Below are 21,514 nucleotides of genomic sequence, written 5' to 3' on the forward strand. Positions count from 1 at the left end.
GCGCCGGCCAGCAGCCCCCGACCGGCCAGCAGGCCCCGGGCGCCCAGCAACCTCCGGGCAGCCAACCGGGCGGTCAGTCGTACCGCCGTCCGCCGCAGCAGGAGCCGAGCGGGCAGACGCCGTCGGCGCGCCCCGCGGGCGGGGGCTACCGGCCGGACGACGACATCCCACTGCCCCCCGAACCGGACCCCGAGCCGGCCCCGGAGATCAGCGAGGAACAGATGATGGCCGACGCCGCGGCGGAGGACGCCGCGGGTGTGTCGTCGTCGGCGCCGCGGCGCGACCCCGACGAGGTGGCGCTGGAGTTGCTCAAGACGGAGCTCGGCGCGCGGCCGATCGACTGACGCCGTCGGGGGATACGGCAGTGCCCGGGACCCGCCACCGACGGTGACGGTGCCCGGGCACCGGAGCAGTCTTGGTCAGGCGTTCCACCAGGGGCGCAGCGGCAGGTCGCCGGCGCCGCCCTTCTCGTCCAGCTTCACGCCCAGGACCTGGTGCAGCTGAATTACGTTGCGGTCGAAGCCGAGCCGCGACCCGGCCATGTAGAGGCCCCAGACGCGGGCGGTGCCGATACCGACCTCAGCCACGGCGTCGTCCCAGTTGGCGACGAGGTTGCGGTTCCAGTCCCGAAGGGTCATCGCGTAATGCGGCCGCAGGTTCTCCTCGTGCAGGACCTCCATGCCGCCGATGTCCTGGATGGCGGTGATCACCCGGCCGGAGCCGGTCAGCTCCCCATCGGGGAAGACGTATCGGTCGATGAACTGCCCTGCCTTGCCGGAGATCTGGTTGTCTGGTCGGGTGATGGTGTGGTTGAGCAGCAGGCCGCCGGTCCTGAGCTTGTCCCGCAACGACGTGAAGTAGGCGGGGTAGTTCTTGACGCCGATGTGCTCGGTGAGGCCGATCGAGCTGATGGCGTCGAAGCCCGACTCGGGCACGTCGCGGTAGTCGCTGAACCGGACCTCGGCGAGGTCGCTCAGCCCCTCCTCGGCGATCGCCTTCTGCGCCCACTCCGCCTGCTGCCGGGACAGGGTCGCGCCGATAACGCGCACGCCTCGCCGGGCGGCGTATCGCACCATGCCGCCCCAGCCGCAGCCCACGTCCAGCAGGCGGTCGCCCTCCTGCAGCCGCAGCTTCTCGAAGACGAGCCGGTACTTGTTCTCCTGTGCCTCCTCGAGGGTGGCGTCGGCGTCGGGGAAGCATGCGCAGGTGTACGTCATAGACGGTCCCAACACCAGCTCGTAGAACCGGTTGGAGACGTCGTAGTGGTGATGGATGGCCTCGGCATCGCGGGTCTTGCTGTGCCGCAGCCCCTCCGCGTACCGGCGCCAGCGGGGCAGCGCCTCCTGCGGCGGCGGGGCGACCGGCTTGAAGTGCTCGACGCCGATCGACCGCGCGATCTGGGCCAGCAGAAGCGGGGTGGGGCGGGCGAATTCGAGGTTGTCCGAGAGCGCCTTCAGCGGCCCGTACGGGTCACCGGGATGGGAGCCGTGCAGCTCAAGGTCTCCCGCGATGTACGCCCGTGCCAGTCCCATGTCCGACGGTGCCTGGGCCAGATAGCTGGTGCCGCGTGCGTTCTTGAGCTCGAGTCCGTACGGTGCGTCGGCGGGCCCGGCGGTGCTGCCGTCGTACGCCGTGACGCGGATCGCGAGGTCGCCGCCGGCCAGCTTCTCGATGATCTCGGCGAGAGTCAATTTAGCCAGGTAATCGCTTGTGTTCTGCAATCTATTGCCTCCGAACTGCTTTGGCGTACATGTCCAGCAGGCGACCCTGCGGGTCGTACGCGGCCTTCAATTCCCGAAATCTTGCACCGCCGTACAGTTCGTCGAACTGCTCGGGGGTGTAGAAGGCGTCCGAGTAGAGGGACTTGTGTCCGTCCAACTCGGACACCCGTGTCTCGATGAGTCGGTTCGCCCGGCCCTCGATCTGCCCCGGCTGCATGGGCACCGCCGACCAGAAGCCGATGTTGACGTACGTCCGCTTCGGCTCCAGCGGGTACAGCGGCCAGGGCCGCACGGGGTCGGCACCGACGGGGGCCGGCTCGCGGAGACGCAAGGGACACAGCCAGATCGGCTCGATGGGGATCTCGGTGAGGAACCACTCGAGGAAGGCGGTGGTGTTCTCGATGGGCACCTCGACGTCCTGCACGACGCGCTCGCCGGGCGGGTCGCCGCGCCGGGCCGCGAGCCGGTCGCCGATGTCGAACCGGCGATCGAGAGCCACGAGCTTCCAGTAGAAGCTGCTGCGTAGCATCGACTTCGGCCAAAGCCGCCGGATCGTCGGGTTCTGCGCCCCGAATGCGCGCGAGCACCAGAACCAGTCGGTGTCCCAGCGCCAGAGGTAGTCGTGCGTGGTCAGCCGGTCGCGCGTGACCCCGTCCGGGTGCTGGATCGACCGATAGAAGATGTCGCCACCGGTGTAGTCGCTGACGGGCCCGTCCTCGTCGGTCTGCCTACCCAGACACAGGTAGGCCTCGTCGGCGCTGAACACCACGCCGTCGAGGTAGTGCACCTCCTCGCCGTCGAATTCGCCGGCCCCGATGATGCGATCCATCGCGTCCTGCAGCTCGGCGAGGGCGTGGAAGCGAACGTGCCGCAGCTCCACGAACCGCTTCACCGGCTCGAGCTCGATCGTCAGTCGCACCGAGTAGCCCAATGTCCCATAGGAATTGGGGAATCCGAAGAAGAGGTCCTCGTTGGGGCCGCCAGGCGCCGCGGTGACGATCTCGCCGGCACCCGTGAGGATGTCCATCGAGCGCACCGCCTCGTGGGGCAGGCCGCCGCGGAACGACGTCGACTCGATTCCGAGCCCCGTCACCGCCCCGCCCAGCGTGATGGTCTTCAGCTGCGGCACCACCGTCGGCGCCAGGCCGAAGGGCAGCGTCGCGGCGACCAGGTCCTCGTAGGTGCACATACCCGCGACGTCGGCCGTGCGGGCCTGTGGGTCGATCGACACCACGATGCCCAGCCCGGACACGTCGAGGCCGGGGGCCGTGGTCACGGCGCGGGCTCGGAACAGGTTGGACGTCTTCTTCGCCAGCCGCACCGATGCCGTCTCCGGTATCGCGCGATAGCTGGCCAGGAGCCGTTCCACCCCGTCCGCGAAGGCCGCCTCGCCCGCGATCGGCACGGCGGACCGGGCGCGTCGCGGCGATTCAGGTCGTAGGCTCACATCCAGTGACGCTATACCCCGGCTCCGACGGCGGCCACCGGAGTCGGCTGCTCGTGATGGATTCGATAGGGTCGGCATCGACCCGGTCCGTCCTGGGTGCGTGCCCCGGCCCGTTCCCTGCGGCGGGCACGCCTATCGGAGGACACATCATGGCCCAGGTAACCGCCACCCAGTCCGTCACCGTCGCCGCCGCGCCTGAGAAGGTCCTCGCCGCGCTCAGCGACTACTTCACCACCCGCCCGCAGATCCTCCCCGAGCAGTACCTCGACTACAAGGTCGTCGAGGGCGGCCAGGGGGCCGGCACCGTTGCCTCCTGGACACTGCAGGCGACCGCCAAGCGCTCCCGCAGCGTCGCGGCTACCGTCGCCGTCGTGGGGTCGACGATCACCGAGACCGATGCCAACTCCTCGATGGTGACCACCTACACCGTGGCGCCCGCCGGGCCCGCGTCCTCCATCGTGACCACCACCACCTCGTGGAAGGGTGCCGGCGGCATCGGCGGCTTCTTCGAGAAGACGTTCGCGCCGAAGGGCCTGAACCGGATCCAGGCCGCGCTGCTCGGCAACCTGAAGAACCTGGTCGAGGCGTCCTGACAGGCGGGTCGCGGCGGCGCCATCGCGGTGCCCCCGTCGCGCCCCTGCCGCTGCGCGACGGCGTCGACCCGACGCGCCTGGTGATCGCGGCGGAGGAGGCCGGCCACGCGCTCGCCGACGTCCTCGAGACACGCTTCCCCGGGACCGCCGCGTACGTGGCAGGGGAGTTCGCGGCCGGCGCCGTGATGGGTGCCGACGGTGCCCGGCTCGGCGCCGGGACGACGGTGGCCGCGCGGCAGCCGGTGTGGATGTACCGGCAGCTGCCCGACGAGGTCGAGGTGCCGTTCGACCAGCCCGTCCTGTACCGCGACGAGCGGATCGTGGTGGTGGACAAGCCGCACTTCCTGGCGACCATGCCGCGAGGTGCGCGCGTCGTGCAGAGCGCGCTGGTGCGGCTGCGCCTGGGGCTCGGCGAGCCACATATCGCGCCGGCGCACCGGCTGGACCGGCTGACCGCCGGCGTGCTGCTGTTCACCGTCGACCCCTCGGTGCGGGGCGCGTATCAGCAGTTGTTCGCGGCTGGCAGCGCGCGGAAGGAATACGAGGCGCTGGCACCGCTCCGCGACGGGCTGGAGCTGCCGGCGGTGGTGCGCTCGCGCATCGAGAAGACCCCGGGCATCATGCGCGCGTACGAGGTGGCGGGCGAGCCCAACGCCGAGTCGCGGGTGGAGCTCGCGGACTGGCTGGGAGCGGCCGGCCGTTACCGGCTCACCCCGCGCACCGGCAAGACCCATCAGTTGCGCCTGCACATGGCCGGCTTGGGCGTGCCGATCCTGGGAGACCCGCTCTATCCCGAGCAGCGCGTGGTCGCCGACGACGACTTCACCGACCCGCTGCGGCTGCTGGCCCGGCGGCTGGCGTTCATCGATCCCGTGGACGGCACGGAGCGGGAGTACGTCAGCGCGCGGGTACTCGCGGTGTGATCCGCAGGACGTCCCTGTGGCCACCGCCGACCGGATAGTCGACCTCGCGGCGGTGTCGGGGTCGAGTTGCGGACATGTCCGCGCCTATCGCCTCGACAGGCGCCTATCGCCTCGACAGGAACGCGGCGAGCCCGTCAGCGAGTGCCTGCGCGGTCCGCTGCTGGCCGTCGGCCGAATTCAGCACGGCCTCGTCGGCGGAGTTCCTCATGTTGCCGCATTCGACCAGCACCGTAGGCGGCGACGAGAGGTTCACGTGGAAGCCGTGGTCGGTGGCGGCCGTACCGTCGGCGTGGATGGAGACGGCCGCATCGGCGTCCCAGGAGTCGGCGGTCTGGGCGCGGACGTCCACACACGGGCCTACGGAGGCGTCGTCGGGCCGGGAGAAGGCGACCTGAACGCCTTGCGTCTCGAGCAGCTTGTACAGGCGGTCGGCGACGTTCCAGTCGAGGGTGTGCTCGGGGAAGCCGTCATCGCCCGCGGTGCCGGTGGTGTTGCAGTCCCTCGTGCCGCCGCGCCCGGTGGGCACCTGTCTACTCAGCGTCGCGTCGGCTGCGACGGGACTGGGCGCCGCGAGCGATAGGGTGGTGTGCGTGGCGGGCTGCGACCTGTCGGTGGCATCGCTTATGGTGCAGCCGGTGAGAACGACGGCCGGGACCGTGCTGGCGGCCAGCAGGGCGATGCGCTGGGCCTTCACGGCTCAGCTGTACGGACGCATCAATCGCAGCAGCTGACAGGCGTCACTTCAGATCGGCATACTGGACGGACTCGTCCGGGGACTACGGAGGAAACCATGCAGCCCGGTGGCTCGATGGAGGATTTGATGGCTCAGGTCGGCGCGATGCAGCAGCAGCTGCTCGCGGCGCAGGCCGAGATCGCCGCGACGGCGGTGGAGGGGCAGGCCGGCGGGGGTCTGGTGCGGATCACAGCCACCGGCGACGGGCAGGTGACGTCCGTGTCGATCGACCCCAAGGTGGTCGACCCCGAGGACGTCGACACGCTGCAGGACCTGGTCCTGGGTGCGCTCGAGGACCTGGCGAACAACACCTCCGCGGTCGCGCAGCAGAAGATGGGTCCGCTCGCGGGCGGTATGCCCGGCCTGCCCGGCTTCTGACGGGAGGCACGTGTACGAGGGACCGGTCCAGGAACTGATCGACGAGCTCGCGAAGCTGCCGGGCGTGGGCCCGCGCGGTGCGCAGCGCATCGCGTTCCACCTGCTCGGAGTGCAGCCGGGGGACATCGACAGGCTCACCCGCGCGCTCGATCGAGTGCGAAACGACGTGCGCTACTGCGAGGTGTGCGGCAACGTCTCCGCCGAGATACGGTGCCGGATCTGCTCGGACGCCCGACGGGATCGGTCCACGATATGTGTGGTCGAGGAGGCCAAGGACGTGCAGGCCGTGGAGCGGACCCGTGAGTTCGACGGTCTGTACCACGTGCTCGGCGGGGCGCTCAACCCGATCAAATCGATCGGCCCCGACAAGCTGCGCATCCGCGAGCTGCTCGTGCGGCTCGGCACGGCCACCGATGGTGTCGACGTGTCTGAGGTGATCATCGCGACCGACCCCAACACCGAGGGGGAGGCGACGGCTGCGTTCCTCGTCCGCATGCTCCGCGACTTCCCGGGCCTGACGGTGACGCGGCCCGCATCGGGCCTGCCCATGGGTGCCGAGCTCGAGTTCGCCGACGAGCTCACGCTCGGGCGTGCGATGACCGGCCGGCGTGCGCTGTCGGAGCCCCCGCGGGTGGTCGCCGAGGTGCGCAGGCCGCTCGACGAGACGCTCGTGCCGGCGGTGGGTGATGCCCCCACACCTCGCCCGGCCGCGCCGCACTTCGACGACCTTCCCGCCGAACCGGACGACATGCCCGAGGACATGCTTCCGCCCGACCCGGGTTACAGCAGCGCTCGCATGCGGGCCGACGTGTGAGAGCCGATGAGGTACTCGCGCGCCTCGGCGGAGCGCGCGGCATCGTCACCGTCGACGGCCCGTCGGGTGCGGGTAAGTCGACGTACGCTGCGGCGCTGGTCGACGACCTTTCCGCCGCGGGCCACCGGGTGGCGCTCGTGCGCACCGACGACTACGCGACGTGGGACAACCCGGCCGCGTGGTGGCCGCGGATGCTGCGCGAGATCATCGACCCCTTCGCGCGGGGTTGGGACGCGAGGTACCGGCCGATGCAGTGGCGCGACGGGGTGCCGCGTCCCGGCCCGGAGACCCGCATGTCGTGGGCGCCGCTGGTGGTGCTCGAGGGCGTGTCGAGTGGGCGCCGATCGTTCGCGTCGCGCACCGATCTCGCGCTGTGGCTCGACGGTGGTGATCCTGCGGCCCGGCTGGAGCGGGCCGTCGCCCGCGACGGCGAGTCCGAACGAGAGCATCTGCGGGCCTGGCAGGAGTGGGAACGCGGCTGGTTCGAGGTGGACCGCACCCGTGAACGCTGCACCGTCGTCGAGGCCTGAGCACTGTTTCGGTGGTATCCAGGTCTGGTGGAGGGATTCGTCGTGTTCGACACCGACATCGGGACCTGCGCGCTCGCGTGGAACGATGCCGCGCTGACCGGCGTGCAACTCCCCGAGGCCGCCGTCGACGCCCTTCGGGAGCGGGCGCGCCGGCTGCACCCGGGGGCTGTCGAAGGACGGCCGCCCGCGCATGCCCGGGCCGCGATCGCCGCCATCACCGACCTGGTCGGGACGGGCGAGGGTGACCTGTCCGGTATCGCGTTGGACATGAGTGGTGTCGCGGCCTTCGCATGCGACGTCTACACGGCGGCCCGGCGGATTCCCGTCGGCTCCACCGCCACGTACGGTGAGATCGCCGCGCAGATCGGGCGGCCGGGATCGGCACGGGCGGTCGGACGGGCGCTGGGCGCCAATCCCTATGCGATCGTCGTGCCGTGTCACCGGGTGCTCGCAGCGGGTGGCCGGTCCGGCGGGTTCTCCGCCGGCGGTGGCGTCGCCACCAAGATGCGTCTGCTGGCGCGCGAACAGGCGGTGCTCGGACTCTGGTGATGCGCTCCGCCGACCGGCGGGAACGAAACCGACGAGAGGATCGGCAGTCGACCCACGATCCTGGAGTGGCGATTTCGATGTCGGGTTCAGCTCGCGTGACGCTGTAGCGGTCTCCTCAACGGTGGGCTGTCGCCAGTTTTGCGCCGATCCCGATGTAGCTGAGCGAGAAGAGTCGCTGGATCCGCCGGACCACGAGCGGCTTCGCGATCACGTGGTGGCGCATCGCGCTGGCGAACAATCCGTATCCGACGAACACGACGAATGTCAGCGCCATGAACACCCCACTCAATGTGAGCATCTGCGGCAGCGCGGCCTGCTGCGCATTGATGAACTGCGGTAGGAACGCGAAGAAGAACAACGTCAGCTTCGGGTTCAAGACGTTCGCGACGACGGCGTTGCCGATCGCCCGCCACGCCCTGGGGGACGAGCCGTCGCCGACGGCGAGTACCCCCGTGTCCCGCCAGGTCGACCACGCCATGTACAGCAGGTAGAGGACACCGGCGAACTTCAGCACATCGAACGCGAGTGCGCCCGCGCGCAGTAGCGCGGCGGTCCCCGTGATCGCCGCGACGAGATGCGGCACGATCCCGAGCGTGCACCCGAACGCCGTGACCACCGAGGCGCGCCGTCCGGCGCGGAGGCCGGCCGTGATCGTGAGGATGGCACCGGTGCCGGGGGTTGCGACGATGGCCAGCGAGGTGACCAGGAACGCGACACTCATGCGGCCGATTGTGCCCTCTTACGGCTCCCGCTCGTCGTGGACCGCGGAGTCCGAGTGCTCGCGACCCCGAGCCGGTGACTGGCCTTCGGCCTCTGCCCGGCGCCGCCCCTCGGCCTGGGCGCGCCGGCTGATCACCACGGTGACGGCGATCGCGATCACCGTCGCGACGATCGGCAGGACCTGGTCCCACGTGTAACCGGTGTCGAAGGGACTCACCGCGACGAGATAGGCCGTCACGGCCGCCTGCACCAGGTAGGCGACCGCCCACGTGATGCTCATCCGGTACATCACCCGCCGGAACGGCGGGAACGCCCGCCACATCAGGTCGAACGAGCGCATCCCCTCCGCGCTGCCGTCGGTGCCGTACCGCTGCGCGAAGTAGAAGATCAGTGGCCGCCCGATCACGCAGGACCCTGCGAAGATCAGCCCGACGACCGCGGTGGTGGCGCAGTCCTTGTACAGCAACACCTTCGGAGTGGTGCTGCCGATCACGGCCACGACGGCCGAGAGTGCGGTGAAGGCGAAGATCGCCGCCGACGCTCCGCTCAACCGGCGTGAACGGATCCACACCGCCGCCGCGCCGACGATCGGCGCGAGGCAACCCAGGAGGTAGGCGGCGACATCGCTCCAGCCGAGGTGGCGGGCGAGCTTGAACAGTACGAGGGCACCGCCGACCTCGATCAGCGTGACGACGATGTTGAACGCCCGGCCACGCGATGCGGGGTGCGCAGCCTGCAGCCGCTCGATCGTCGCGCGGGCGTCGGCCTCCTCCTGCCCGAACGATCCCGGGTCGCCCCCGGACACCGTCATCGGCGGGGGATGGCGCCCTCGCGGGCGGCTCGGCCGAGCCGTTCGCGACGGAGCAGGTCGACGTCGGGCAGGTCGATGTCCTTCTGCTCGTCCCCGGTGGCGCGGGCCAGCAGCAGGTCCGCGAGCTCGGGGTTACGGGCCAGCGCGGGGCCGTGCATGTACGTGCCGATCACGCTGCCCTGTACGACACCGTCGACCGCCGCGCCGGCGCCGTTGCCGGTGCCGCGCGTGACGCGCTGCAGCGGCCGGGCGTCGGGACCGAGTGCGCTCCCGCCCCGGTGGTTCTCGAAGCCGGTGAGCGACTGTGTCAATCCTTCGACGAGCGGCTCGCCCGCGATCTCGCCGATGGACCGCGTGGCCTGCGGGGATGTCGTCAGGTCGAACAGTGAGATACCCTCCACGCGTTCGCCTTCCGAGGTCTCGTACCAGTGGCCGAGCACCTGGATAGCGGCGCAGATCGCCAGCACGGGCGCGCCGCGCCCCGCGGCCTCCTGCAGCCCGGGGTAGCGGGCGAGGTGGCGGGTCGCCAGGCGCTGCGCGTAGTCCTCGGCACCGCCGAGGGTGTACACGTCGCACGTGGCGGGGACGGGGTCGGCCAGCGTGATGGGGAGCACCTCGGCGTCGTAGCCGCGCAGCCGCGCCCGCTGGCGCAGGATCAGCGCGTTGCCACCGTCGCCGTACGTGCCCATCACGTCGGGCAGCACGAGCCCGATCACCAACGTGGACTCGGTGATCCGCTCTGCGGACCCGGAGAAGTCGATCACTTGGTCACCTGTGCCTCGAGCGCTCGGTTCAGGTCTCGGAACGCGGTGTAGTTGGCGAGCACCTCTACCCGTCCGGGCGGACAGGATGCGATGGCGGACAGCGGGTCTGCGATCAGGGTGTGCTCGGCGCCCGCGTAGGTGAGCCGCACCGCCAGATCGGCGGCCCGCTCGCCCGAGGCCACCACCTGCGCGTTGTCGAACCGCTCGAACTGCACGTCCCACAGCCACGACAGGTCCTCCCCGTCGGGCACCTGGCCGTTGACGGCGATCACCAGTCCGCCAGCACGGCCGTCGACCATCGACATCGCCTCCTGCCACCCGGCGGGGTTCTTGGCCAACAGCATTCGCACGGTGTGCCCGCCCACCCGCACGCTCGAGTAGCGGCCGGCGATCTCCCCGACGGAGCTCACGGCCTGGACCGCGGCGCGCGGGTCGGCACCCATCGCGACCGCCGCCGCGACCGCCTGCGCCGCGTTGCCGCGGTTGGCGCGTCCCGGCAGCTTCAGTTTCATCGGAAGCACGAGATCGCCAGGGCCGTAGAGGTTCTCGTCGTCCACTCGCCAATCCGGCTGGGGGCGAGAGAAATCCGCACCCGTCGAGTACCAGTGGTCGCCGTCGCGCGCGATCGGCTCGCCCGACCGTGGGCACGACACCGAGTCGCTCACCCACCCGCCGCCGGCGGCCACCCACACGACCCTCTTCGCGTCGTACGCCACGGAGGTCACCAGCACGTCGTCGCAGTTGGCGATCACCGTGGTCTCCGGGTGCGCGGCCACCGCGGCGCGCTGCTTGCGCTCGATGGCGTTGATCTCGCCGACGCGGTCGAGCTGGTCGCGGGAGAGGTTGAGCAGCACCAGCGCCTCGGCGCGCACGGCGTCGAGGACGTGCGGCACGTGCAGCTCGTCCACCTCGAGCGCGGCCAGGGGCGCGCCCTGGTGGGCGGTGAGGGCGGCGACGATGCCAGCGTCCATGTTGGCGCCGTCGGCCTGGGTGGCGACCCGCTGCCCGAGCGTGGCCAGCGCGGTGGCGGTCATGCGGGTGGTCGTGGACTTGCCGTTCGTCCCCGTGATCACCGCGGTCCGGTGGCCGGCTGCGAGCCGCGCCATGAGGTTCGGTTCGATCTTCAAGGCCACGAGGCCACCGATCATCGAGCCCTTGCCCCGCCCGGCGCGCTGGGAGGCCCAGGCGGCGGCGCGGGCGGCGAGCAGCGCGGTCCGGGCGCGCAGCGGCAGACGTTGCGACATGTGCGAAAGGATAGGCCACCCGTCGCGGATCGCTCGGTGTGCGCCGGTCTCGGTGCCGTTCGCCGTCAGGCCCGCGCGGGCGCCGACGGTGGCGGGAGCTGCACCGACTCGCCGGCGGGCGCGGCGGACGGCGTACGCCGCGCACCGGTGAGCCCGGCCAGGCAACCGCCCAGCACAACGACGGCACCGGCCAGCGCCAGGGCGGTGGGGCGCTCCCCCAGCACGACGGCGCTGGCCGCGATTCCGACCACCGGGACCAGCAGGGACACGGGCGCGACGGTCGACGACGGGTATCGCGTCATCAGATGGCTCCACAGCCCCGAGCCGGCGATGGTGCCGAGTAGCACCGTGTACGCCAGGCCGCCGAGTGCGACGAGGCCGGCGGTGGACGACGGGCTGTGCCAGAGCGCGACCCAGCCTGTCGTCGGACCCTCGACGGCGGCACTGAGGACCAGCATCGGCAGCGGCGGGACCACGGACATCCACAGGGTGAAGCTCAGTGGATCGGCGGGCTTGGCGAGCCGATTGCCGAGGTTGCCGAACGCCCAGCCGAGCCCGCCCGCCACGGTCAGCAGCACGGGGACCACGCCGGCTGCCGCGGAGTGCCCGGCCCGGTCGATCACGATCAGTGCCATGCCACCCACCGCGACGCAGATCCCGACGATCTGGCGGACCGTCATACGTTCGTGCAGCAGCAGCGCGCCCAGCACCACGGTGAACGGCGCCGAGCTCTGCAGCACCAGCGAGGCGAGCCCCGTGGGCATGCCGAGGTGCATGGCGAGGAACAGGCACACGAACTGCAGAGTCCCGAAGCCGACGCCGTACAGCACCAGCCAGCGCACGGGCACCTGGGGCCGGGGCACGAACAGCACCACGGGCACGGCGATGACGAGGAACCGCAGCGCCCCGAGGAAGAACGGCGGGAAGTAGTCGAGTGAGTAGTGGATCGCGAGGAAGTTGAGGCCCCACAGCACGACCACGGACAGGGCGACGAGGCGGTCACGGGGGATCATGGACACCAGCTTCGCGGACCGGACCATTCGACTCAAGCGACTGTTTCTTCACCCTTCGTGAAGTTGCGCTTAAGTTATTCTCGTGTTCATGGACGTGCACCGCCTGCGGATCCTGCGAGAGTTCGCCGATCGCGGCACCGTCGCGGCGACGGCCGACGCGCTCGCCATGACACCGTCGGCCGTCTCCCAGCAGCTCAAGGTGCTTGCGCGGGAGGCCGGCGTGGAACTGCTCGAGCCCGACGGGAGGCGGATCCGGCTCACCGACGCGGGGCTCGCGCTGGTGGCGCGGGCCGAATCCGTCCTCGCCGAGCTCGACCGGGCGCGCGCCGAGATGGACCGCTATCGCAGCACGCCGATGGGGGTGGTGCGACTGACCATGTTCCCGTCGGCGGCCGAGCTGCTGCTTCCCGACGTGCTGCGGCGGGTCGCGGGCGCCGGGTTCGCGGTGCGGGCCGCCGACGTCGACCTTCCAGGGACCGAGCTACCCGCGATGCTCGCCGACGCGGACGTCGTCGTCACCCACCGAGACGAACGGGCTGCGCCGCTGGGTGGCCCCCGCATCGCCTCCCGCGAGCTCATGCGGGAGCCGATCGACCTCGTCGTCCCCGTCGGCCACCCCCTCGCGGAGCGTGCCCGGCGCCGGGAACGGAGTGAGCGGGCCGAGTCGGTGGGGCGCCGGGAACGGAGTGAGCGGGCCGAGTCGGTGGGGCGCCGGGAACGGAGTGAGCGGGCCGAGTCGGTGGGGCGCCGGGAACGGAGTGAGCGGGCCGAGTCGGTGGGGCGCCGGGAACGGAGTGAGCGGGCTGAGTCGGTGGGGCGCCGGGAACGGAGTGAGCGGGCTGAGTCGGTGGGGCGCCGGGAACGGAGTGAGCGGGCCGAGTCGGTGCCACGCGTCGATCCCGCCGCTCTGGGTGAGCTCGACTGGATCAGCGTCCGCGACGGCTTCCCCGTCGACGACGTGCTCCGCTCCTTCGCCACCATCACCGGCGTACAACCCAGGATCGTGCAGCGCATCAACGACTTCCACACCATGCAGGCCATGGTCGCCGCCGGCCTCGGGGTCGCACTGGTGGCCCGGCACGCGGTGACCCACCCGGGGGTGGTGGGCATCGAGATCGCCGATGTGCGTGCGGCTCGGATCGTCGAGGTCGCGACCAGGCCTGGGGCGCATCGACGGCCGGCGATCGCGGCTGTGCTGTCCGCCCTCGATGCGGCGGTGGCGGCACTGGGACCATAGCGTGGGTCTCGGGTCGTAGGGTGTGGTCATGACGGATACCGCACCCGATGCGATCATCGTCGGCGCCGGCCTGGCGGGCCTGGTCGCCGCGCACGAACTCACCAAGGCGGGGCGCAGGGTCCTGATCATCGACCAGGAGAACCGCAACAACCTCGGCGGCCAGGCGTTCTGGTCGCTCGGCGGGCTGTTCTTCGTCGATTCGCCGGAGCAGCGGCGGTTGGGGATCAAGGACTCGTTCGACCTGGCGTATCAGGACTGGCTCGGGTCGGCGGCGTTCGATCGCGAGGACGAGGACCGCTGGCCGCGCAAGTGGGCCCGCGCCTATGTCGAGTTCGCCACCTACCGCAAGCGGGACTACCTCAAGGAACTGGGGCTGAGTGTGACGCCGGTGGTCGGCTGGGCCGAGCGCGGCGGCGGCTTGGCCTCCGGGCACGGCAACTCGGTGCCGCGGTTCCACCTCACGTGGGGCACCGGTCCCGAGGTGGTCCGGGTGTTCCGGGAGCCGGTGGAGCGGGCGGAGGTCGGCGGTCTGGTGACCTTCGCATTCCGGCACCGCGTGGACGAGCTGATCACCGAGGACGGTGCCGTGGTCGGCGTGAGCGGCGCGGTACTGTCCCCGACCGATGCCGAGCGGGGCGTCGCGACGGACCGGGACGTGACGGGTGACTTCGAGTTCCGCGCGCCGACGGTGCTGGTCACGTCGGGCGGCATCGGGCACAACTTCGACCTGATGCGGAAGTACTGGCCCACGGAGCGGGTCGGCCCGTTCCCCGACACGATGATCGCCGGTGTACCGGCTCACGTCGACGGGCGGATGCTGGAGATCGCCGAGCGCGCCGGCGGCAACATCGTCAATCGAGACCGGGTGTGGGCCTACACGGAGGGAATCCACAACTGGGACCCGATCTGGCCGAACCATGCCATCCGGATCATCCCCGGGCCGTCATCGATGTGGTTCGACGCGAACGGCAACCGGCTCGCCGCGCCCAACTTCCCTGGTTTCGACACCAACTCGACGATGCGCGCGATCCTGCAGACCGGGTACGACTACTCGTGGTTCGTGCTGACGGAGACGATCATCGAGAAGGAATTCGCACTCTCGGGATCGGAGCAGAACCCGGATATCACCCAGAAGGACCTGAAACTCGCTCTGGGCCGGGTGAAGTCGAAGGGCGCGCCCGGCCCCGTGGAGGCATTCAAGCAGCACGGGGTGGACTTCGTGGTCGCTGACGACCTGCGCACCCTGGTCGACGGCATGAACAGGCTCGGGCGTGGCGGGCACATCGACCACGACGCGCTGCGCGCGGAGATCACCGCCCGAGACCGGGAGATCGACAACGCGTTCAGCAAGGACGCTCAGCTGCAAGCGATCACCAACGCTCGGAAGTACCTCGGCGACAAGATCGTTCGCGTGGCCAAGCCGCACAAGATCCTCGACCCTGCCCACGGCCCGCTCATCGCGGTGCGACTGAACATCCTGTCCCGCAAGACATTGGGTGGCCTCGAGACCGACCTGTCCGCGCGCGTGCTGGGAGCCGACGGTGACGCGGTGCCCGGCCTGTATGCGGCCGGCGAGGTCGCCGGCTTCGGCGGCGGCGGGGTGCACGGCTACAACGCGCTGGAGGGCACCTTCCTCGGCGGCTGCATCTTCTCGGGGATGACGGCCGGCCGGGCCGCGGCCGCCGCGACGGCGCGGGCGGCGCGATGAGCCGCACTGCGCTGGTCACCGGCGCCAGCTCGGGTATCGGCCTCGAGGTCGCGAAGCTATTGGTGGACAAGGGATACCGCGTCCTCGGCACGAGCCGCGACCCCGGTGCCGTCGCCCACCCGATCCCCGGTGTCGAGTACCTGGCCCTCGATCTCGCCGACCGCGCCTCGGTCGCCGCGTGTGCCGCCGCGGCGGGCGAGGTGGACATCGTGGTCAACAACGCGGGCGAGTCGCAGTCCGGACCGCTCGAGGAGCTGCCCGCCGAGGCCGTCGACCGTCTGTTCCAGACCAACGTCTTCGGCGCCGTGCAGCTGACCCAGAAGCTGTTGCCGGGGATGCGGGCCCGGGGCTACGGCCGCGTCATCATGGTCGGCTCGATGCTCGCGAGTTTCCCTCTGGCTTACCGCGGTTCGTACGTGGCAGCGAAGGCGGCCCTCAAGGGCTTCGCGTCCGCGGCGCGGCAGGAACTGTCACCGTTCGGTGTGTGGGTCGCCACCGTGGAGCCCGGCTCCATCGCGACCGGGATCGGGCAGCGACGCACCAGATACGTCGCCGACGACTCGGTCTACCGCACCGACTTCGACACGATGATCTCCAACCTCGACGCGAATGAGCGGGCCGGGATCAGACCGGCCCAGGTCGCGGACGTGATCGTCAAGGCGATCGAGGCCGACAAGCCGCGCGAGTTCTACGCCGTAGGCTCCAACGCACCGCTGGTGTTCCTGCTCAAGAGGCTGCTCCCGATCGAGGTCGTCTCGAGCATGATCGCGCGGCGGCACGGGCTCCGGCGGTAGGGGCTCACGAATCCAGCAGGTCGCGGACCAGTTCGTAGTTGTGCTTGTCGGCGGCCTGCAGGGGAGCGACGCTCACCACGAGCGTGCGCCGCACCTCGTCGGCAGCGGCGGTGACCCGCCCGTGCAGTTCGATCATGCGGTCCACGCGATGCGGGTCGTCGTGGGCGACGAAGGCGTCTCCAGCGCCGACCTGCTCCGCGACGAACCGGGTGCGGGTGTCGTGTCCGAGCGCGACGAACGGCGTCGCGTAGGCGAGCGACAGCACCAGTGCGTGATAGCGGGAGGTGGTCAGCGAGTCGAACCGCCTGATCAGCGCAGACATCTCGTGTGGGGTCAGATCGTGGCCGTCGAGGATCGGCGTCCGGTCCGGTCGGCCGACGCGCGCCGCGATGGCACCTGCGATCCGCTGGTCGGACGGGTCCATGACCACCAGCGGTACCTGCACGTCGGGTGCGGACCGGAGGAGATGGCCCGTGTACCGCACCCAGTCGTCGATCAGCTCGCCGGTCTGCCGGCGTACCTCCGCGCCGCCGGTCGCCTTCACCGGCCAGCGGAGATACTCGCTGGGGCGTCCGATCAGTGCGACGGTGGCGGGCCACATGTAGAAGTCGACAGGAGCGATCGCGTGCACCGCTCCGCCGCCGATTCCGTAACGCGCGCACAGTAGTCCGGTGAGCTCGGGTGCGGGGGTGCTCATCGACAGAGCACAGTCGGCCGTCACCTCGATCTCGCGTCGGACACCGAGCCCGCGTAGGGTGTCCAACGCCTGCGGGGCGCGCAGTGTGAGCCGATCGAGGGCTTCGATGGCGGCGACGAGACGTTCGCGGCGCTTCGGGTGGACGGTGCCGGAGTCCAGGGCGAGACCCACGGATTTCACGCCCTGGCGCGCGGCCTCCTCGACGGCGTTGGCGGAGCCCTCGATCATGAGCGGGCTGAACCGCTCGCTGAACATGTTGCCCTCGGACAACAGCAAGAGGTCGGCGTCGCCGAGGAGCCGCCGGACATGCCGCTGGTGGAATCCGGGATTGAAGTAGGCCCTGCGGTCGACGGTGGTCAGGTAGTCGAGGTTGTGGCGGTCGAACGTGGAAGCGGTGATCGATGCATCCGGGATCAGCCGGCGTAGGTTCTCGACGATCGCCACCAGTCGCGTCTCGGCGCCGATGTTCTTCCAGCCGTGGTATCCGAACACGAAGATGCGAGGACCACGCATTGCCGTCCCTTTCGGTCTGCAGGCCGATCAGTGATGATGGCACCACACGCGAAGTTCAATGCGGCAAACCCTATCAGGCGTAGTGATGCGTACGTACCGGGTTGCACATCAGGCTCTGGGCGTTGCGACCGAGTCCGCCGCATGGGTGGCCAGTGCCCGACCGACGGTGCGGAGCGGCTCCGCCGAGCGCAGTGTACGACTGAGGATGAACGCGCCCTCGCATGGTCACCGTCGACGACAGCTGCCCGACGGGTATCGGCTCGCCGAGGGGGAGCGCCGTGGTCGGATCGACCTGGGTGCCGTCGGAATCCCGGATCACGGCGACATCTTCCTGTGTGGGCCGGGGCCGTTCATGGAGTCGGCCACCCGGCAGCTCGTTGACTCGGGCGTCACGCGTGATCGGGTCTACTTCGAGGCGTTCACCCCGCTGGCCGGGTGAAAGTGCCGAGGTGGTCGCCGTCGTAGTACTCGAGGACGAGGCGGTCGCCGTCGAAGGTCGCCTTGGAGATCGTGCCGGCCTCTGCGTTCTCGCCCGGCGGGGTGAACACGAAGGTGTCTCCGTCCCAGTGCCGTAGCGGGAAGGCCATGTTCTTCGGTCCGAGCCTCAGCGTCAAGGAATCGCCTGAGGCGGTGACCGTCGCCGGGCCGTAGTAGGCGTTGTCGTACCTTCCCGTGTACGTCGACAGTGGCCCCGCGGGCGCCGGGTGGGCGGGAGCGGTGACGCCGACCAGCATCCCGCTGGGTTGGTCCATCTTAGCGAAGACGTTCCGGTACAGCATCTTCCAGTCCTGCTGGACGGCGCCGAACTGCACCAGGTCGGCGAACTCGGCGTCGAGCGTCTCCGGGACGCCGATCGGTGCCGCGTTGGTGAGCGTCACGATCCCGACATCGGCGGACGGGATCAGCGTGAACGCGGTGGCGGCCCCGAGGCTGAAGGCGCCCGAATGGCTGAGCACCACCCGACCCGCGGCCGAGCTGGTGACGTTGAAGCCGAAGCCGTAGAACCCGCCCCGCGCCTCGGCGGTCGACGGCGGCGCCGACATCGACTGCGGCGACGTCGCGGCCAGCAGATCGTCCGGTGGGATCAGGAGGCGTCCGCCCGCGGATCCCCCGGCGAGCACCATCTCCATCCACTTGGCCACGTCCGTGGCCGACGAGCTGACCCCGCCCGCGGGCGACTGCGCGTCCGGGTCGCGTTGCTGCGGCGACACCCGGTACACGCCGCCGACCAGGACGTGACCCACGGTCCGGTCGGGGCGGGCGGTGAAGTCGGCGTATCGCGAACTCGTCGACGTCATCCCCAGCGGTCCGAACACCGCCTGCCGCGCCAGCGTCGCCCAGTCGGTCCCGAGGTGCTCGGCTACCGCCTCCGCGGCGGCAGTCAGTCCGAAGTTGGTGTACGCGTAAGAGTCCCGAAACGGATTCAGGGGCAGCTGACGCAGCCGTGACAGCACCGCGGCGCGGTCGTACCCCAGATCCTCGAGCAGGTCGCCGGCGTGGTCGGGGAGTCCGGAGCGGTGGGCGAACAGGTCTCCGACGGTCACGTGCTCGGTGACGTACGGGTCGGCGAGCGCGAACGACGGCATCAGCGTGTGCACCGGCGTCGCCCAGGTGAAGCCCCCCGTCGCCATCCGAGCAGCGACGACGGTGGCGGCGATCGGCTTGGACAGTGATGCGAGGGGGAAGACGGTGTCGGCGTCGACCGGCTGCCGGGTGTCGACGCTGCGGACGCCGAACCCCTTGGCGTACACGATCTTCCCGTCATGTACCACCGCGATAGCCATACCCGGGATGTGCGAGGTGCGCATCAGGTCCCGGGCCAGCCCGTCGACATCCGTCACCGCCGAGTCGATCCGGCCTGCAGGGATCGCGACGCCCGGCACCGCGTCGGGCGGCTGCGCTCCGGCGGACGGGGGTCCGGGCACGGTGGTCGACTCGCTCGCCGGCGGGCCGGAGGAGCAGGCGACGAGTGCCGCAGCGACCCCGACGCCGAGGATTCCGACAACGCCGCTTCGACCGATGCGCACGGCCGCCTCCACTGCTTGCTGTTCCTGTGCCGCCCGCCGTGGCACCTTCGAAGCGTAGACCCGGTGACCCGCCGATGGATACGGCGTCGCGAGGTCAGGTCACCGCCAATGCGGCGGCGCGCGCGGCCAGCGCCCGCCCGGCTGCGCGCACCGGCTCTGCGGTCCGGAGCGTGCGGCTCAGGATGAACGCACCCTCGAGAGCCGACAGCAGGGCCAGGGTCAGTTCGCGTGCAGCGTCGGGAGCGAGTCCCCGCGCGATGAAGTACGTCGTGCCGCGCTCGATCCACAGCGTCATCACCTCGGCGGCGACCGCACGGAGGTCGGGCTCGGACTCGGCGATCTCCCCGGCGATGGTGCCCACCGGGCACATGTTGAGCCAGCCGGTCTCCTCGATCCGGTCCGCCGCCGCGTCGAACGCGCCGGTCACCGCCGCGGCGAGGTCGGCGTGCGGATCCATCAGGAGTGGGAGCAACTCGATGTACGCCGCGCCCGAGTCGCGCAACGCCGCAGCGGCGACCTGCACCTTGCCCTCAGGGAAGTGGTGGTAGAGCGACCCCATCGGGGCCGATGCAGCGGCGGTCAGTTGCTTCACGGAAGTCGCGCTGTAGCCCTGGTGTCGCATCAGCTCGGCCATGGCAGTGACGAGACGCCGGCGGGTGGTTGACGGTCCATCGGCCATGGATCTACCCTAGAGCAATCACTCTAGAGTGATTGCTCTAGTGGAAGGGTGAACGCCATGCCGACCGTCGACCTGCCTGCCGGGCGGATCCACTACGCCGAGACCGGCACCGGTCCGCCCGTAGTCCTTCTCCACGGCCTGCTCATGAACCGCACTGTGTGGGACGGCGTGATCGATATGCTCCCCAGCGGATTCCGGTACATCCGCCCTGATCTGCCACTCGGGGCGCACCCCGAGCCGCTGGATCCGGACGCCGACCTGAGCCTGCGCGGGCTGAACGTCCTGGTTGCGGATCTCCTCGCGGCGCTGGACCTGACCGACGTCACCGTGGTGCACAGCGACTGGGGTGGTGCGTTGTTCCTCACCGCGTACGGCCTCGACGAGCGCGTGGGCGCCGTCGTCGCCCTGCCGTGCGAGGCGTTCGACAACTTCCCGCCGGGGTTGCCGGGGGTGGTGTCGATGCTTGCGGCCCGCGTGCCGGGCGGCTTGGCAATCGGGCTGCGGCAGCTGCGGGTCCCGTGGCTGCGCCGGACGCCGCTGATGTTCGGCGCAATGGCGCGGCTGCCGCTTCCCGATGCGCTGGTGTGGGGCTGGACCGAGCCCGGTATCGGTAGCGCGGCCGTCCGCAGGGATGTGCTGAAGTATCTGCGGTCGCAATTCACGAAGGCGGAGACGATCGCGAATACGAACGCGCTCAGCCGTTTCCGGGGCGACACGCTGGTCCTGTGGTCGTCCGCCGGGAAGGTTATGCCCCGCGACCACGGCCGCCGACTGGCCGACCTCGTGCCTGGTGCCCGGCTCGTGGAGATCGACGACGCCTACGTCCTCTCCATGCTCGACCGGCCCGAGCGCGTCGCCGCCGAACTCGGTGCCTTCCTCCGTGGGCGGGTCGCCGGCCGCTCCCGGGACCCACGCCGGGGTCGCCCTACGTAGTACCCATACGTCTATGAAGACCAAGACGAGCGTGTACCTCGACCCCGATCAGGCGGTCAGGCTGAAGCTCGCGGCCGAGGAGAGCGGCCGGTCGGAGGCCGACCTCATCCGTGAGGGGATCGACATCGTGTTGCTGCGGACACTGATTCCTAAGCGAAGGCGTCTATCGCCGACGTTCGATTCCGGTGATCCGAACTTTGCACAGAATGCGGATGAACTGCTTCGGGACGCCTACGAGTGACGCTGGTCGTCGCCGATACGTCGGCAATCATCGCGGCCTACGACAGTGCGACCGACTGGCATCATCGCGCCTACTCGCTGTGGAACACATTGACCATGGTCGTGTCGCCGTTGGTCTTAGACGAGGTAGACCACCTGTTGATCGCGAGATTCGGTCGGGACCGAGTGATCGCGAATCTGGTCTTCGATGACATCATCGAGAAGGTGACCGACCGGGTAATCCTCATCCCCGCGGTAGACCGCGACGATCTCGGCATGGCACGGGACGTGATCGCCCGCTATCGCGACCTGCGCTTGGATCTCACGGATGCGGTGTCGGTCGTCCTCGCCGCGAGGTACGGCATCGTCGACATCCTGACGCTCGATGAACGCCACTTCCGCACCGCCGCGCCGCTCACGCCGGGTAAGACGGCATTCCGGCTCCCGATTCAGGACGCGTGACATAG

The 21,514-nt window shown here is 70.2% G+C and carries 22 protein-coding genes and 4 pseudogenes; 15 read left to right on the plus strand and 11 right to left on the minus strand.

Going from position 1 to position 21,514, the window contains the following annotated elements:
* Positions 1 to 344 (plus strand): annotated as a pseudogene (locus tag ABD908_RS04880) (DNA polymerase III subunit gamma/tau); the annotation flags it as partial.
* 75 nt (positions 345 to 419) lie between these two features.
* Here the strand turns inward: ABD908_RS04880 and ABD908_RS04885 are convergent.
* On the minus strand, positions 420 to 1,721 hold the full coding sequence (locus ABD908_RS04885; protein ID WP_344991701.1) for a class I SAM-dependent methyltransferase: 1,302 nt from the start codon (positions 1,719 to 1,721) through the stop codon (positions 420 to 422).
* Between the two features lies 1 nt (position 1,722).
* Positions 1,723 to 3,168 (minus strand): FAD-binding oxidoreductase, encoded by a 1,446-nt coding sequence (locus ABD908_RS04890; protein WP_385922994.1) that lies wholly within the window; start codon positions 3,166 to 3,168, stop codon positions 1,723 to 1,725.
* A gap of 149 nt (positions 3,169 to 3,317) precedes the next feature.
* On the opposite strand from ABD908_RS04890, the gene ABD908_RS04895 reads away from it, so the two are divergent.
* Entirely contained in the window at positions 3,318 to 3,761 is a 444-nt protein-coding gene (locus tag ABD908_RS04895) for an SRPBCC family protein (protein WP_344991704.1), read from the plus strand.
* Between the two features lie 80 nt (positions 3,762 to 3,841).
* A complete protein-coding gene (locus ABD908_RS04900; RefSeq protein ID WP_344991707.1) occupies positions 3,842 to 4,684 on the plus strand; it encodes a pseudouridine synthase in 843 nt (280 codons plus the stop codon).
* Between the two features lie 103 nt (positions 4,685 to 4,787).
* Here the strand turns inward: ABD908_RS04900 and ABD908_RS04905 are convergent, their stop codons facing one another.
* Positions 4,788 to 5,378: an N-acetylmuramoyl-L-alanine amidase gene (locus ABD908_RS04905; protein ID WP_344991711.1), complete on the minus strand. Its 591-nt coding sequence runs from the start codon at positions 5,376 to 5,378 to the stop codon at positions 4,788 to 4,790.
* A gap of 96 nt (positions 5,379 to 5,474) precedes the next feature.
* Here ABD908_RS04905 and ABD908_RS04910 point away from each other — a divergent pair, with 96 nt between their 5' ends.
* From ABD908_RS04910 to ABD908_RS04925, 4 genes and pseudogenes are all read left to right on the plus strand, one after another.
* Positions 5,475 to 5,795, plus strand: coding sequence for a YbaB/EbfC family nucleoid-associated protein (locus ABD908_RS04910; RefSeq protein WP_344991714.1), 321 nt, complete (start codon positions 5,475 to 5,477; stop codon positions 5,793 to 5,795).
* Between the two features lie 10 nt (positions 5,796 to 5,805).
* A pseudogene (recR, locus tag ABD908_RS04915) lies at positions 5,806 to 6,411 on the plus strand (recombination mediator RecR); the annotation flags it as partial.
* 194 nt (positions 6,412 to 6,605) lie between these two features.
* Positions 6,606 to 7,139, plus strand: coding sequence for a uridine kinase family protein (locus tag ABD908_RS04920; protein WP_344991717.1), 534 nt, complete (start codon positions 6,606 to 6,608; stop codon positions 7,137 to 7,139).
* A gap of 27 nt (positions 7,140 to 7,166) precedes the next feature.
* On the plus strand, positions 7,167 to 7,688 hold the full coding sequence (locus ABD908_RS04925) for a methylated-DNA--[protein]-cysteine S-methyltransferase (RefSeq protein WP_344991720.1): 522 nt from the start codon (positions 7,167 to 7,169) through the stop codon (positions 7,686 to 7,688).
* Positions 7,689 to 7,803: 115 nt separating this feature from the next.
* Here the strand turns inward: ABD908_RS04925 and ABD908_RS04930 are convergent, their stop codons facing one another.
* The 5 genes from ABD908_RS04930 to ABD908_RS04950 form a co-directional block, all read right to left on the minus strand.
* Entirely contained in the window at positions 7,804 to 8,409 is a 606-nt protein-coding gene (locus ABD908_RS04930) for a LysE family translocator (RefSeq protein WP_344991723.1), read from the minus strand.
* A gap of 18 nt (positions 8,410 to 8,427) precedes the next feature.
* Complete coding sequence (locus ABD908_RS04935; RefSeq protein ID WP_344991726.1) at positions 8,428 to 9,219, minus strand: VC0807 family protein; 792 nt, start codon at positions 9,217 to 9,219, stop codon at positions 8,428 to 8,430.
* Positions 9,216 to 9,953, minus strand: a complete 738-nt coding sequence (locus ABD908_RS04940) for a type 1 glutamine amidotransferase (RefSeq protein ID WP_344991916.1) — start codon at positions 9,951 to 9,953, stop codon at positions 9,216 to 9,218. Before ABD908_RS04940 ends, ABD908_RS04935 begins: the two co-directional genes overlap by 4 nt.
* Positions 9,954 to 9,979: 26 nt before the next feature.
* Positions 9,980 to 11,227 carry a MurT ligase domain-containing protein gene (locus ABD908_RS04945; protein WP_344991729.1) on the minus strand — a complete coding sequence of 416 codons (1,248 nt, stop codon included), beginning with the start codon at positions 11,225 to 11,227 and terminating at the stop codon, positions 9,980 to 9,982.
* 65 nt (positions 11,228 to 11,292) lie between these two features.
* Positions 11,293 to 12,240, minus strand: coding sequence for an EamA family transporter (locus ABD908_RS04950; RefSeq protein ID WP_344991919.1), 948 nt, complete (start codon positions 12,238 to 12,240; stop codon positions 11,293 to 11,295).
* Between the two features lie 88 nt (positions 12,241 to 12,328).
* Here ABD908_RS04950 and ABD908_RS27580 point away from each other — a divergent pair.
* From ABD908_RS27580 to ABD908_RS04965, 4 genes and pseudogenes are all read left to right on the plus strand, one after another.
* Positions 12,329 to 12,871, plus strand: a pseudogene (locus tag ABD908_RS27580) (LysR family transcriptional regulator); the annotation flags it as partial.
* Between the two features lie 264 nt (positions 12,872 to 13,135).
* Positions 13,136 to 13,477: pseudogene (locus tag ABD908_RS27585) on the plus strand (LysR substrate-binding domain-containing protein); the annotation flags it as partial.
* A gap of 28 nt (positions 13,478 to 13,505) precedes the next feature.
* Positions 13,506 to 15,185, plus strand: a complete 1,680-nt coding sequence (locus ABD908_RS04960) for an FAD-binding dehydrogenase (protein ID WP_344991735.1) — start codon at positions 13,506 to 13,508, stop codon at positions 15,183 to 15,185.
* A complete protein-coding gene (locus tag ABD908_RS04965; protein WP_344991738.1) occupies positions 15,182 to 15,979 on the plus strand; it encodes an SDR family oxidoreductase in 798 nt (265 codons plus the stop codon). The genes ABD908_RS04960 and ABD908_RS04965 overlap by 4 nt, the downstream gene beginning before the upstream one ends.
* 4 nt (positions 15,980 to 15,983) lie before the next feature.
* Here ABD908_RS04965 and ABD908_RS04970 read toward each other — a convergent pair whose 3' ends face one another.
* Complete coding sequence (locus ABD908_RS04970) at positions 15,984 to 17,189, minus strand: polysaccharide pyruvyl transferase family protein (protein WP_344991741.1); 1,206 nt, start codon at positions 17,187 to 17,189, stop codon at positions 15,984 to 15,986.
* Positions 17,190 to 17,394: 205 nt separating this feature from the next.
* Here ABD908_RS04970 and ABD908_RS04975 point away from each other — a divergent pair, with 205 nt between their 5' ends.
* Positions 17,395 to 17,628: a ferredoxin reductase domain-containing protein gene (locus tag ABD908_RS04975; RefSeq protein ID WP_344991744.1), complete on the plus strand. Its 234-nt coding sequence runs from the start codon at positions 17,395 to 17,397 to the stop codon at positions 17,626 to 17,628.
* Here the strand turns inward: ABD908_RS04975 and ABD908_RS04980 are convergent.
* Both ABD908_RS04980 and ABD908_RS04985 read right to left on the minus strand, forming a co-directional pair.
* A complete protein-coding gene (locus ABD908_RS04980; protein WP_344991747.1) occupies positions 17,609 to 19,216 on the minus strand; it encodes a serine hydrolase in 1,608 nt (535 codons plus the stop codon). The two genes, ABD908_RS04975 and ABD908_RS04980, sit on opposite strands and share 20 nt — an antisense overlap.
* Before the next feature lie 94 nt (positions 19,217 to 19,310).
* Complete coding sequence (locus ABD908_RS04985; RefSeq protein WP_344991750.1) at positions 19,311 to 19,895, minus strand: TetR/AcrR family transcriptional regulator; 585 nt, start codon at positions 19,893 to 19,895, stop codon at positions 19,311 to 19,313.
* 57 nt (positions 19,896 to 19,952) lie between these two features.
* Here ABD908_RS04985 and ABD908_RS04990 point away from each other — a divergent pair, with 57 nt between their 5' ends.
* From ABD908_RS04990 to ABD908_RS05000, 3 genes are read left to right on the plus strand one after another with little or no spacing between them, the layout of a single operon-like run.
* On the plus strand, positions 19,953 to 20,828 hold the full coding sequence (locus ABD908_RS04990; protein ID WP_344991922.1) for an alpha/beta fold hydrolase: 876 nt from the start codon (positions 19,953 to 19,955) through the stop codon (positions 20,826 to 20,828).
* A gap of 13 nt (positions 20,829 to 20,841) precedes the next feature.
* Positions 20,842 to 21,069 carry a ribbon-helix-helix domain-containing protein gene (locus ABD908_RS04995; protein WP_344991753.1) on the plus strand — a complete coding sequence of 76 codons (228 nt, stop codon included), beginning with the start codon at positions 20,842 to 20,844 and terminating at the stop codon, positions 21,067 to 21,069.
* A complete protein-coding gene (locus ABD908_RS05000; RefSeq protein ID WP_344991756.1) occupies positions 21,066 to 21,509 on the plus strand; it encodes a type II toxin-antitoxin system VapC family toxin in 444 nt (147 codons plus the stop codon). Before ABD908_RS04995 ends, ABD908_RS05000 begins: the two co-directional genes overlap by 4 nt.
* Positions 21,510 to 21,514: the final 5 nt, after the last annotated feature.

The organism is Tsukamurella soli (assembly GCF_039541155.1).
In the GTDB taxonomy this organism is placed as follows: Bacteria; Actinomycetota; Actinomycetes; order Mycobacteriales; family Mycobacteriaceae; genus Tsukamurella; species Tsukamurella soli.